The organism is Streptomyces sp. NPDC008092 (assembly GCF_042957285.1).
Classification (GTDB): Bacteria; Actinomycetota; Actinomycetes; order Streptomycetales; family Streptomycetaceae; genus Streptomyces.
Map to the genome: position 1 here is coordinate 346,444 of NZ_JBIBHY010000005.1, position 12,758 is coordinate 359,201.

A 12,758-nucleotide genomic window follows, 5' to 3' on the forward strand; every position below is an offset into this window, starting at 1 on the left:
GGGGAGCCGGCGGACGCGGCGGTCAGACGACCTCGTGTCCGCTGACGGTGGTCTCGGGGATCTCGTCGCGGACGTCCCAGTGCTCGACGATCAGTCCCTCGTCGATCCGGAAGACCTCCACGACGACCATGCCGCGGTCGTCCGGGTCGCCGCGGAAGCGGGTGTGCAGGAAGACCAGGTCTCCCGAGCCGGCCGCGCGGCGGATCTCGAACCGGGCCCGCGGGTACTGCTTGTGGAAGCCGTCGACGAACTCGACCAGCGGGGCCCGCCCGTCGGGCAGGTTCGGGTTGTGCTGGATGAGGTCCTCGGCCAGGTACTTGTCGGCCAGCTCGGTCCGCCCCTGGTTCCAGACGGTCTCGACGTACTCCCGAACGAAGTTCACCTGGTGGCTGCTCATGGGTTCTCCTTCACTGAATGGACTGGCTTTGGTGCAGCGCCCCTTCAGGGGCGCGGGGCTGTATCGATTTGCGGCTGCCGCCGCGTGGGCGCGACCAGCCCCCACGGCGCCGCAGACGACCGACCGGCCGCCTAACTGCTGTGCACGGGCGAGGTCGCAGACCGATCCGTACCGGCCACCGCCGCAGCGGCGACCTGTCGAACCGAGGACAGATGGGCGAGCCCCGCCAGCACGAGGACACCGAGGGCCGCCCACGGAATCGGCCCGGAGCCAAGGTCCGGCAGCAGGCTGCTGCCGATGAAGCTGCCGAGGCTCATCCCCAGGTACAGCGCCGCGGCGTTCATCGCGAGGATCAGCCCCGGCTGCAGCGGCACCAGCTCCACCAGCCGGGCCTGCTGCGGCGCCTGGTACATCTGGCTGAAGAACGCCCAGAACGCGAAGAACACGACCCCGGGCGCGGAGTGCGGAGCCACCAGCAGCAGCGCGAAGCCGAGCGCGAGCCCGAGTACCGCGACGCTCACCGTGCGCCCGCCGCCCAGCCGCTCGGCGATCCGCGGCGCGAAGGCGTTGCCCGCGACGCCGATGACGCCGAAGGCGAGCAGCGTCAGCGAGATCAGCCCGGAGGACGCGCCGAAGCGGTCCTTCAGGTAGGCGCCCGCGATGCCGTAGACGGTGAACTGGGCGGCCATGAAGAGCAGGGTCGTGGTGACCGTGGCGGCGGTGGCCGGGGTGCGCAGCGCCTCGCGGTAGGCGGCGACCGTCGGCGGTTCGCCGGCCGGGATCTCGGGGACGAACACCAGCACGGTCACGAAGGCGACCGCGGACAGCGCGGCCACGCCGAGCAGGGCCGGCCGCCAGCCCAGGGTGCCGCCGAGGAACGAGGCGAGCGGCACGCCGAGCACCGCGGCGGCCGTCATGCCGCCGAACACCGTGGCCAGCGCCCGCTGCCGGCGCTCGGGCGGCACGATCAGCGCACCGGCCGCCGAGGCACCGGGACCGAAGACGGCGGCGCCCATCGCGCCGAGCACCCGGGTGACGGCGAGGAAGCCGTAGTTCGGCGCGACGGCGCCGAGGGCCGCGCCGACGGTGAGCAGGCCGATGCCCACGAGCAGCACCCGCTTGCGGTTCCACCGGCGCAGCAGGATGGGGGCGGTGGGCGCGCAGACCGCGAAGGTCAGCGCGAAGACGGTGACCAGGATGCCCACCGTGGCCGGCTGCACGTGCAGGTCGTCGCCGATCGGGCCGTTCAGGCCGACGACCGCCAGCGAGATCGTCCCGAGGCTGAAGTAGCCAAGTGACAGGGAGAGCAGGGCGGGTAAGGCGCTGCGGGACGGCATCAAGCCACCTCCTCTTCCTCTTCGTCATCGGTGCCGGAAAGGCGGGAGCCGGAAAGTTCCATACGGCGAACCTAGAAACGCTCCGCGTCCGGCCGGGACCGCTCCGGAGGGCCGTCCGGCACTCCCCCAGGTCCGCCGGCCTACTACGTCAGGTCGTCGTCGGGCGGTTGTCGGGCGGTTGTCGGGCCGCCGCCGGACCGCCGCCGGACCGCCGTCAGGCCGTCCCGAACGCCCGGTTCCGCAGCACCAGCGGCACCTGTCGCCCGGAGCTGATCAGCCAGTGCTCGACCGCGTTGACCAGCAGGAGCAGCACGGTGGTGACGGCGAGGGTGGCCATGCCCGGGAGCCGCCAGACCGGCAGGGCGAGGGCGAGCAGCACCAGGCCGCCGTAGAACCGGGTGGCGGACGCGGCGCCGAACATGCGGCGCCGGGTGTAGCAGAACGCCAGCATGAAGAGGGCGGCGCCGGACGGCAGCAGGGCGGCGCTCAGCCCGTCCGGGGTGTGCAGGGGGTGGCGGACGGTGCGGGTGGCGCCGACGGAGACCAGCAACAGGCCGACGACCAGGACCAGATGGCCGTAGCTGAGCACGTCGCGGACGACGACGGACGGGGTCGGGTGGGTGCGCAGGGCGTGGGCGACGGCCGAGGCCACCAGGTGGAAGTAGAGCCACCACAGGGCGCAGCCGACCAGGAAGGCGAGGGCGAGGGCGATCAGTTCGACCGGGGCGAACGGGCCGGTGGCGGCCCCGGCGCCGACGGCGAAGACGTTCTCCCCGAGGGCGATCATGACGAACAGGCCGAACCGCTCGGGCAGATGGTTGACGCCGAACGCCAACTGGCGCAGATGGCCGCTGAGTACGACGGGCGCGGCGATCTCGGCGACGACGGCGCAGGCCCAGCAGACCTCGCGCCAGGGCGCCGGGACGGTTGCGCAGGCGAACAGGACCAGGGCGAAGGCGAGTCCGGCCCGGTAGGGGTGGATGGTGTAGAGGGCGCACTCCTTGCGGATCGCCTCCCCGATCAGCAGGCGCAGGGCGAGGTAGCTTCCGGAGTACAGCAGGGCCGCCTCCCGGTCGGCCAGGGCGAGCGGGGCGGCCACCGCCATGCCGTAGACGGCGAGCGCGGTCAGCAGCAGGAAGACCCTTTGCAGGTTGGTTTCGAGCACGGCGTTCATCGCCATGACGACGTCGACCCAGGCCCACCAGAGGGGGACCAGTACGAGCAGGCATTCGCCCAGCACCGGCCAGCTGGGGTGCACGGCCACCGGGTGGGCGACCTGGCCCACGCCGAACGCGAGGACCAGGTCGAAGAAGAGTTCCGCCCAGGTGGTGCGGTCACGCGCCGGAACGGCAGGAACGGCCGTCGTCGCTGCGGTTGCGTCGGTCATTTCTGTATGGGGACACGGCCTCCGCCCACCGCCGGCACGGGGTGGAAATCCGGCGCGCACTGCGGGAAGTCACGGCCCCGGCTGTCCGAACTCGGCTGCCCGGCGGGCCGGGACACGTCACTCGGCTCAGCGCAGCTCCGCGACGTACCGGTCGGTGCCCGGCACGGTCGGCACGAACGGCGCCACCAGCTCCACCCGCCCCAGCCCCGACCCGGCGACCTCCTCGTCCAGGCCGGTGAAGCGGCCTTCCCAGCACTCCCTCGGGTCGGCCTCCAGGAACCAGAGCAGGGTCAGCCGGGTGTCCACCCCCTCCACCTGCTTCACGTACGTCATCCGGTCGCCGGGGAGCGGGGTCGGCCGGAAGACGGTCACCATGGCGGCCGGTGAACCCGCCAGCTTCTTCGGCAGGTGCCGTCCGCGCAACCACTCCACCAGTTCGGCCCGCTGCCCGGCCGACTCGCTGTCGACGACCTCCACCACCAGGCCCGCGTAGGGGTGGTCGAGGGCGTGGAAGTCGCGCGGACCGGCGGCCCCGTCCCGGTACACGGTGGCCTCGTGGTCCTGGAACGCCGTGAAGACGTGGGTCCGGTCCTGGTAGACCCGGGCGTCCCGGTTCAGCCGCTTGTTGATGGCGACCGTCCACTTCATGTGGTCGGCGTAGCGGCCGTCGGTGATCCAGTACGTGGAGATGTAGCAGCCCGCGGTCACCGGCTGGGCGACGGCCGACTTCTCGGGGTAGCGCAGGAGTTGCAGGTCGCGGGTGGCGACCCAGCGGCGCCCGGCGTACATCCAGGGCATGGCCATGGCGCCCGCGTAGTAGTGGTCGTCCTCGTACCAGCGGTTGTACGCGTACTCGTGCCCGGGGTGCGGTTCGACCATGGTGATGAGGGCGTGGCCCGGGCGGACGCCGTACGGGCCCACGGCGGCGAGTTCGGCGTAGACGTCACTGCGGGTGTCGTCGCTCATGCGGTTCCCCTTTCCGGTGGTCGCCCATACTCTGACGCTCCGTCAGATAAAGCGCCAGGGTTCAGGAGGCTTCCATGTCGCTGCTCGCGGGCAAGACCGTCGTCGTCTCGGGAGTCGGCGCCGGGCTCGGGCACCAGGTCGCGGCGGCCGTCGTACGGGACGGCGGGAACGCCGTGCTCGGCGCGCGGACCGAGGCGAACCTCGCGAAGAGCGCGGCCGACATCGACCCGGGGGGCACCCGGACCGCGTACCTGCCCACCGACATCACCGACGAGGGCCGGTGCGGGGCGCTGGCCGCGCTGGCCCGGGAGCGGTTCGGCGGGATCGACGCGGTGGTCCATGTCGCCGCCTGGGACTCCTACTTCGGCGGGGTCGAGGACGCCGACTTCGCGACCTGGGCCTCGGTGATCGACGTGAACCTGCTGGGGACGCTGCGGATGACCCGGGCGTGCCTGCCGGGACTGAAGGCCGCGGGCGGCGGCTCGGTCGTCCTCATCGGCACCCAGTCCGCCGTCGCCGCGCCCTCGCAGGTGAAGCAGGCCGCGTACGCCGCCTCCAAGGGGGCGCTGACCAGCGCGATGTACTCGCTGGCGCGGGAGCTGGGGCCGTACCGGATCCGGGTCAACACGGTGCTGCCGGGCTGGATGTGGGGGCCGCCGGTGCAGGCGTACGTCCAGTTCACCGCGCACACGGAAGGGGTGCCGGAGGACGAGGTGCTGGGCCGGCTGACCGAACGGATGGCGCTGCCGGAGCTGGCGACCGACGGGGACGTGGCGGACGCGGCGGTGTTCCTGGCGTCGGACCGGGCACGGGCCATCACGGGGCAGTCCCTGCTGGTCAACGCGGGGGAGCTGATGCGCTAGGGGCTATTCCCGGCCCACCCGATCATTCACACTCATGAACCAAGGTCAGGAAGACGAACGATTTTACTTTCCCTTGACCCTACGCCCGCTTGTCGTGCCCGCGTAACGGAACCCACGATGAGCGGGCACTTCGCGGCCTTCCCCGTCCCCGCTCCGCTTATGCGAAGTGCCAGCCAGCTGAGCGGAGTTCAGTAGGCGGACCCTGGAAGGGGGGCGCATGAACGGGCTCGACTGGGCCGTGCTCATCGGCTACTTCGGTGTGATGGTCGCGATCGGCGTCTGGTCGCACAAACGCGTGGACAACGTCAGTGACTTCTTCACCGCGGGCGGCAAGATGCCCTGGTGGCTGTCCGGCATCTCGCACCACATGTCGGGCTACAGCGCGGTGATGTTCACCGGGTACGCGGGCATCGCCTACACCTACGGCGTGACGTCCTTCGTCACCTGGTCCTTCCCGATCGCGCTGGGCATCGCGATCGGCTCGAAACTCTTCGCCCCGCGCATCAACCGCCTGCGCTCCCGCCTGCACGTGGCGTCCCCGCTCGAATACCTGAAGAACCGCTACAACCTCACCACCCAGCAGGCGCTGGCCTGGTCCGGCATGCTGCTGAAGATCGTGGACGTGGCCGCGAAGTGGGCGGCGATCGCCACCCTGCTGTCGGTGTTCACCGGCGTCTCCCTCAACCAGGGCATCTTCATCACCGGCGCGATCACGGCGGTCTACTGCACGATCGGCGGCCTGTGGGCGGACGCGCTCACCGAACTCGGCCAGTTCGTCATCCAGCTCCTGGCCGGCATCTCGATGTTCGTGGCCGTCGTCCTGAAGCTGAACGACAAGGGCATCGGCTTCTTCGACGCCTGGGACCAGCCGGCCCTGCACGGCCACGGCAAGCCGCTCGTCGGCCCCTACGGCACGGTGTTCCTGCTCGCCTTCCTCTTCATCAAGCTCTTCGAGTACAACGGCGGCATGCTCAACCAGGCCCAGCGCTACATGGCGACGGGCAGCCCCAAGGAGGCCGAGCGCAGCGCCCGCCTGTCCGCCGCCCTCTGGCTGGTCTGGCCGGTCGTCCTGTTCTTCCCCATGTGGATGTCCCCGCTCCTGGTGCACGCCCAGAAGCCGGACGGCTCCGACTCCTACGGCCTGATGACCGAACAGCTCCTCCCGCACGGCCTGCTGGGCCTGGTGATCGTCGGCTTCTTCTCCCACACGATGGCGATGTGCTCCTCCGACGCCAACGCGATCGCGGCCGTCTTCACCCGTGACGTGGCCCCGGTCGTCTCGCAGCGGGCGCGGGCGTGGAACGAACGCTCGGGCCTGATCGCGGCCCGCGTCACCACGGTCGTCTTCCTGGGCCTGTCCATGACGGTGGCCACCCAGATCAACTCCCCCACCTTCAAGGACATCATCACCGTCGTCATCAAGTGGGTGGCCGGCCTGATGGGCCCGATCGCCATCCCGATGATGCTGGGCCTGCTCCGCCCGTTCCGCCGCTCCGGCCCGACGGCCGCGCTCACCAGCTGGGCGGCCGGCCTGCTGGCCTTCTGGCTGGTCAACTACCCGATCAACTGGAACGTCGACGGCGGCGTCCCCCTCCAGTACCAGGTCTCGGTCCCCCTCGCCGTCTCCCTGGTCCTCTACATCCTCATCGGCTACCTGAAGCCGGAGGACACCCCGGAACGCCTGGCGGTCATCGAGACCGTCAACACGGACGGCGACAGCACGGCGGCGGCGGTCCCGGTCCCGGCACAGGCGGGCAGCGGCGACACCGTGGGGTCGCCGGCCAAGGACTGACCGACGGCAACCGGCGTACGGAGCACGTGACTCGGCCCGCCACGGGGGCGGGCCGAGTCAGCGCCCGGCAGGGGCGCAGAGCGCCGTGCGCACGGCCCACCGTGCACCACCGCCTCACTCGGTCGCCTCACTCGTTGTGCAGCGCCTCCGCGACCGTGAGCCGTGCCGCGCCCCGGGCCGGCAGGTACGCCCCCAGCAGCGCGATCGCGAGGCCCGACAGGGCCGGCAGGGCCAGGCCCCCGGCCCGCCAGACGTCCGTCATGGCGGCGGGCAGGACGATGTCCACCGCGTCCGCCATGCGCGGCACCACCAGGTCGTAGCCCGCGATGCCCAGCGGGACCCCGGCCAGCGAACCGATCACCCCCAGCACCCCCATCGAGGTCACCGTCATCACCGTGACCTGGCGTGGCGTCATGCCGATGGACTTGAGCATGCCCAGGACGCGGCGGCGGTCGCGGGTGTCGAGGAGGACCGTGTTGAACACGCCCAGCGCGGCGACCACGGCGAGCATGGCGGTGAGGAGCGTCGCGGAGCCGATGATGGTCTCGGCGCCGCCGTTGGCGCCGTTCACCTCCGGATCGAGGCCGGGGTCGAGGGCGCGTGCCGCCCGTGCGTAGGCGGCCGGGTCGGCGCCGTCGCGGAGCTTCACGTGGTACGCGATGGGCCTCTCCCCCGCGGCGAGTGCCGTGAACGTGGACCAGTCGCCGACGAGCAGCCGGCCGTCGGTCTCCATGGTCTCGCCGACGACGGTCACCCGCTCCCGGCGCTCCCCCTTCTCCACCACGAACCGGTCGCCGACGCGCAGGCCGTGCCGGCGCAGGAACGCCGAGGAGGCCGTCACCTCGCCGCGGCCGTGGTTCCACCGGCCCCCGGTGAGCACGTCGCCGAGCCGCGGCAGGTCGCCGCGACGGCCCTCGAACATCACCGGCTGCACGGATCCGGCGATGTGCGCCTCCACGTCCCCCCGCGCCGTGACCCCGCCCGCGCCCGGCAACGCGCGGAGCATCGCGTCGAGTCGGCGGTCCCCGTGCTCGGCCTCGACGACGGTGCCGTGGCTGACCCGGCCCACGTACACCGTCACGTCGTAGTCGCGGCCGCTCTCCCCGAACCTGGTCATCGTGGTGGCCAGGCCGGTCGCGAAGGTCACCGTGGCCACGCCCAGCACCACGGCCGCCAGGGTCAGACCGCTGCGCCCCGGCCGGGCGAACGGCAGGCCCACCCCCAGACTCACCGACCGGGGCAGCCGGGTGCCGGCCAGCGCCCGCTGGAGTCCCAGCGCCCGCCCGGCGCGCGGCGCGGTGCCCGCGCTGATCGCCCGCGCCGCGGACAGCCGGTGCGCGCGGGACGCCGGGACGAGCGCGGCGGCCAGGCAGACGGCGGGCATCCCGAGCAGGGCGACGGCGTTCACCCAGGGCGCGATGCCGACGCTGCGGTGCAGCAGCCCCGCGTCGGGTCCCGTGAACACGAACCGCAGGAAGGGCCGCGCGAGGAGGTTCCCGACCAGGGTGCCGAGGGCGCAGCCCACGACCGCGGGCACCGAGACCATCGTGAGGTAGACGGCGACCACCTGGCCGGGGGTGAACCCGAGGGCCTTGAGGATCCCGATGTGCCGGAAGCCGGAGATCACCGCGCCGCTCACCACGTTGGCCACGATGAGCACGGCCACGACGACGCCGAGGACGCCGAAGGCCATGAGGTACTGGGCGTAGGCCCGGGCCGTGGCGCCGATCTGCTCCTTGAGGGTGAGGTACGTCTGGGAGGCGGTCAGCGCATCCTCGGGGAGTCCCGAGGTGACCGTCGACAGCGTGGCGCGGAGCCGGTTCTGCGAGGACGCGTCCGTGAAGCGGAACAGCATCTGGGTGGCCGTCGGCCGCAGCGCCGCCGCCTGCGCCGGTGCGACCCAGGCGTCCGCGGTCCGGCTCATCTCGGAGCCGTAGCCGACGATGGTGAGGACGGTGCCCGAGGGCAGCCGGATCCGCTCGCCGAGCGCGCCGGCCGACCAGTCCGGCTGCCGGTTCAGGACGACCTCGCCCGGCCGGGTGGCCCACCGGCCCGCCCACAGGTCCACCCGGTCCACCGGACCCCCGGGACCGGGTCGGCCCACGATCGTGACCGCGCCCGTGAGTTCCCGGTTGCCCTCCGCCGGCAGGTCGACGGCGACCTGGGCGAAGGGCCCCGCGACGGCCTCGACCCCGGGCCCGCGGGCGGCCTGCCGCAACCGCGCGTCCGACACCTTCGCCGGGTCGAACGCGGCGACGACATGCGGGCCCCGCTCCTTGGCGAAGGCCCGGTCGAACGGCGCGGACGCCGAGTCGACCAGACCCAGCGCGACCACGATCGCCCCGGTCGAGGTCAGCGTCACCAGCCAGATGACGAAGGTCTGCAGCCGGCGCCGCCGCACGGCCGCGCGGGCGGCGCTCCACACCGCCCTCATGCGGACGGCTCCAGGGTGTGCTCGCCGGCCACCCTGCCGTCGGCGAGCAGGACCAGCCGGCTCGCGCAGCGCCGTGCGAGGTGCTCGTCGTGTGTCACCAGGATCAGCGTCTGGCCGATCTGGTTGAGGTCGAGCAGCAGGTCCATCACCTGCTCGCCGGCCCGGCTGTCCAGGGCGCCGGTCGGCTCGTCGGCCAGAAGCAGGGCGGGGCGGTTCATCAACGCCCGTGCCACGGCGACGCGTTGCCGCTCCCCGCCGCTCAGTACGGCGGGGTAGGCGTTGCGGCGGTCGGCGATGCCCAGTTCCTCGAAGAGTTCCAGTGCGCGGCGGCGGGCCTGCCGGGCCGGGGAGCCGGTCAGCTGCGCGGCCAGCGCCACGTTGTCCAGGGCGGTCAGGTCGTCGACGAGATTGAAGAACTGGAAGATCATGCCGATGCGCCGCCGCCGGTACAGGGCGAGCCCCTTCTCCCCGAGCTTCCCCACGTCCTCGCCGTGCACGACGACCGTGCCGCCGGTCGGCCGGTCGAGCCCGGAAATCATGTTGAGCAGCGTGGACTTGCCGCACCCGGAGGGCCCCATCACGGCGACCGCCTCGCCCGCCCGGATCCGCAGCGACACCCCGTCCAGGGCCGTCGTCCCGCCGTACTCCTTGCGCACGCCGTCGAGTCGTACGACGGCCTCGTCCCCGCTGTCCTCAGTGACCATGCACCGGACGCTAGGCCGGAAGGGGGCGTCCGGGCATCCGCCCCCGGGTTGCACCTGGCCGGCGTCTCATCCTGGAGGTGCAGGACCCCCGTCCCACGGGCCGATGCGGCCGCGGCGGCGGTCTGCGAGAGTGAACCCCGTGTCGGAGCAGGGGACTTACGCGCTGGTGACCGCGCTGGCGGTGGCGCTGGGAGCGGCGTGCGCGGCCACCGGCTGGCTGGCCGCGGCACTGCTGCGCACCCGCCGCCGGTGGCAGGCCGCCGTGGGAGAGCGCGGCTGGCTGCTGGAACGGGAGCGCAAGAGCGCCGCGGACACCGCCGTGGCGGCCGAACGCGACCGGATCGCCCGGGAGCTGCACGACATCGTCAGCCACAACGTGAGCCTCATGGTGGTCCAGGCGGGCGCCGCCCGCGAGGTGCTCGGCACGATGCCGGACGAGGCCGCGGCGGCGCTGCGGGCCGTGGAGGAGGCGGGGCGCGGGGCGATGACCGACCTACGGCACCTGCTGGGCCTGCTGGCACCGTCCCAGCACGGCACCGACCCGGACTACGACAGCCTGGTCGGACTCGCGGAGGGCGACGGCACCGGCCCGCGGGCGACCGGACCGGCACCGCAGCCCGGCCTCGACCGGCTCGGCCCGCTGGTGGACCGGATCTCGTTCGCCGGACTGCCCGTGGAGGTGCGGATCTCCGGCGAGCCGCGCCCGCTGCCCCAGGGCATCGACGTGACCGCCTACCGCATCGTCCAGGAGGCGCTGACCAACGCGCTCCGGCACGGCGAGGACGGCGGCACGGCCCAGGTGACCGTGCGCTACGCGGACCACGCGCTGCGCGTGGAGGTCCTGAACACCGGCCCGAGCGTGCTGACCGGCGGGGATCCGGCGGGACCCGCGCGGGTCGTACCGCGGCGCGGTCCCGGCACCGGCCGCGGGCTGCTCGGCCTGCGGGAGCGGGTGGCGGTGTACGGCGGGGACCTGGACGCCCGGCGCCGTCTCGGCGGCGGCTACCGGGTCCGGGCCCGCATCCCCCTGGACCGCCCGTGACGGCGGTCGCCCCCGGGGCGTCCCCCCGGGTCCTCATCGCCGACGACCAGACCCTGATCCGCACCGGTTTCCGGCTGATCCTCACCGCCCGCGGCATCGAGGTCGTGGGCGAGGCGGCGGACGGCGCGCAGGCGGTGGCGGCGGCCGGCAGGCTCCGGCCGGACGTCGTCCTCATGGACATCCGGATGCCGAACCTGGACGGCCTGGAGGCCACCCGCCTCATCCTGGACCGGCTCCCGGAGTGCCGGATCCTGATCCTGACCACCTTCGACCTGGACCGCTACGTGTACACGGCCCTCTCGGCCGGGGCCAGCGGCTTCCTCCTCAAGGACGTCACACCGGAGCACCTGGCGGCGGCCGTACGGCTGGTCGGCACGGGCGACGCCCTGCTCGCCCCGTCGATCACCCGACGCCTGGTGGAACGCTTCGCCGCCGAGCCCGGCCGGCCCCCCGCCGTGCACACCGACCTGACCGCGCTGACCCCCCGCGAGCGGGAGGTCCTCACCCTGCTGGGCCGCGGCCTGTCCAACACGCAACTGGCCGCCGAACTGACCCTGAGCGAGGCCACGGTGAAGTCCCACGTGGCCCGCATCTTCGCCAAGCTGGGGCTGCGGGACCGCGCCCAGGCCGTGGTGGTCGCCTACGAGACCGGGCTGGTGCGGGCCGGTGACGGCGGCTCGGGCACCGGACGGACCGGACCCGCCGGGCCGCCCGCCTAACGCGGATACCGCGCCAGCCACCCCGGTGACGCGCCCACCGGACTGTGCAGGGCCGGTCCCTGGGTCATCTCCATGGCGAAGTCGTCGGCGAGTTCGAGGACGGTCTGGCGGCCCTCCAGTTCGGCGACCCAGGCCGGCGGGAGGGCCGTCTCGCCGTGCAGGGCGCCGAGAAGGCCGCCGGTGAGGGCGCCGGCCACGGCTGAAGGTCCGGCCTGGTTGACGGCGAGGCACAGCCCGTGCCGTACGTCCTCGCCGACGAGGGCGCAGTACACGGCCGCGGCCAGCATCCCGTCGGCCGCGCCGTCCCCGGTCAGCTCCTCGACCCGGGCCGGGGAGGGCATCCCCTGCCGTACGGCACCGAGCGCGTGCTGGAGCGCGTCGGAGACGGGCTGGTGGCCCGGCCGGGCGGCGAGCAGGGCCAGCGCCCGCTGCACGGCGCCGTCCAGCGAGTCCCCGCGGGCCAGCGCGTGCACGATCACCGCGTACGCGCCCGCCGACAGGCAGGAGGTCGGATGCCCGTGCGTCTGCGCCGCGCACTCCACGGCCAGCTGGACGACGAGTTGCGGCTCCCACCCGACGAGCAGCCCGAACGGAGCGGACCGCGCGACGGCCTCCGGCCCCATGTCGTCCGGGTTCTTCGGGAACTCCAGCGTCCCCATCTTCTCGTCCCCGAGCCCGAGCAGCAGCGCCCGCGTCGGCTCCCGGCGCGCGTACAGCCACTCCTCCCTGGCGAGCCAGCCGTCCTCCGGCCGCCGCTCGTCCGGCCCCCAGTCCCGCTGGGTGGCCGCCCACCGCAGATAGGCCCGGTGCAGGTCGGTCGGCGGATGCCAGGCTCCCGTGTCCCTCCGCACCTGGGCTCTTATCAGCCCGTCCACGGTGAAGAGGGTGAGCTGCGTGTGATGGGTCACGGTCCCGCGCCGCCCGTACCCGAACCCGAGATCGACCAGCCCCTCGGGCCCGTAGGCCGCCCGGATCTCCTCCAGCGTCAGCCCGTCCACGGGCCCGCCGAGCGCGTCCCCCACGGCGGTACCCAGCAGTGTCCCCCGCACCCTGCTCCGGAAGTCCTGCTGCTCGACCCGCCCCCAGACGGCACCCAACGTCGCACTCACCACCATGA

At 73.1% G+C, this 12,758-nt stretch carries 11 protein-coding genes; 4 read left to right on the forward strand and 7 right to left on the reverse strand.

The window, feature by feature from the left end:
* Positions 1-22: 22 nt before the first annotated feature.
* The 4 genes from ACFZB3_RS18005 to ACFZB3_RS18020 all read right to left on the reverse strand — a co-directional run bounded on the left by ACFZB3_RS18005 (position 23) and on the right by ACFZB3_RS18020 (position 4,087).
* Entirely contained in the window at positions 23-397 is a 375-nt protein-coding gene (locus ACFZB3_RS18005) for a nuclear transport factor 2 family protein (RefSeq protein ID WP_383713110.1), read from the reverse strand.
* A gap of 131 nt (positions 398-528) precedes the next feature.
* On the reverse strand, positions 529-1,734 hold the full coding sequence (locus ACFZB3_RS18010; protein ID WP_391376598.1) for an MFS transporter: 1,206 nt from the start codon (positions 1,732-1,734) through the stop codon (positions 529-531).
* A gap of 214 nt (positions 1,735-1,948) precedes the next feature.
* The gene (locus tag ACFZB3_RS18015; RefSeq protein WP_391376600.1) at positions 1,949-3,121 is read right to left on the reverse strand and encodes a low temperature requirement protein A; all 1,173 of its coding nucleotides are present in this window, start codon (positions 3,119-3,121) and stop codon (positions 1,949-1,951) included.
* A gap of 126 nt (positions 3,122-3,247) precedes the next feature.
* Positions 3,248-4,087 (reverse strand): hypothetical protein, encoded by an 840-nt coding sequence (locus ACFZB3_RS18020; RefSeq protein WP_391376602.1) that lies wholly within the window; start codon positions 4,085-4,087, stop codon positions 3,248-3,250.
* A 74-nt stretch (positions 4,088-4,161) separates the two neighbouring features.
* On the opposite strand from ACFZB3_RS18020, the gene ACFZB3_RS18025 reads away from it, so the two are divergent.
* Both ACFZB3_RS18025 and ACFZB3_RS18030 read left to right on the forward strand, forming a co-directional pair.
* Entirely contained in the window at positions 4,162-4,950 is a 789-nt protein-coding gene (locus tag ACFZB3_RS18025) for an SDR family oxidoreductase (protein ID WP_391376604.1), read from the forward strand.
* 217 nt (positions 4,951-5,167) lie between these two features.
* Positions 5,168-6,742: a sodium:solute symporter family protein gene (locus ACFZB3_RS18030; protein ID WP_391376605.1), complete on the forward strand. Its 1,575-nt coding sequence runs from the start codon at positions 5,168-5,170 to the stop codon at positions 6,740-6,742.
* Between the two features lie 127 nt (positions 6,743-6,869).
* Here the strand turns inward: ACFZB3_RS18030 and ACFZB3_RS18035 are convergent, their stop codons facing one another.
* Both ACFZB3_RS18035 and ACFZB3_RS18040 read right to left on the reverse strand, forming a co-directional pair.
* Complete coding sequence (locus ACFZB3_RS18035; RefSeq protein WP_391376606.1) at positions 6,870-9,176, reverse strand: FtsX-like permease family protein; 2,307 nt, start codon at positions 9,174-9,176, stop codon at positions 6,870-6,872.
* A complete protein-coding gene (locus ACFZB3_RS18040; protein WP_391376607.1) occupies positions 9,173-9,880 on the reverse strand; it encodes an ATP-binding cassette domain-containing protein in 708 nt (235 codons plus the stop codon). Before ACFZB3_RS18040 ends, ACFZB3_RS18035 begins: the two co-directional genes overlap by 4 nt.
* Before the next feature lie 139 nt (positions 9,881-10,019).
* Here ACFZB3_RS18040 and ACFZB3_RS18045 point away from each other — a divergent pair, with 139 nt between their 5' ends.
* Positions 10,020-10,922 (forward strand): histidine kinase, encoded by a 903-nt coding sequence (locus tag ACFZB3_RS18045; RefSeq protein ID WP_391376608.1) that lies wholly within the window; start codon positions 10,020-10,022, stop codon positions 10,920-10,922.
* The gene (locus tag ACFZB3_RS18050; RefSeq protein ID WP_391376609.1) at positions 10,919-11,641 is read left to right on the forward strand and encodes a response regulator; all 723 of its coding nucleotides are present in this window, start codon (positions 10,919-10,921) and stop codon (positions 11,639-11,641) included. The genes ACFZB3_RS18045 and ACFZB3_RS18050 overlap by 4 nt, the downstream gene beginning before the upstream one ends.
* Here ACFZB3_RS18050 and ACFZB3_RS18055 read toward each other — a convergent pair.
* Positions 11,638-12,750, reverse strand: coding sequence for an ADP-ribosylglycohydrolase family protein (locus ACFZB3_RS18055; RefSeq protein ID WP_391376610.1), 1,113 nt, complete (start codon positions 12,748-12,750; stop codon positions 11,638-11,640). The genes ACFZB3_RS18050 and ACFZB3_RS18055 overlap by 4 nt on opposite strands.
* Positions 12,751-12,758: the final 8 nt, after the last annotated feature.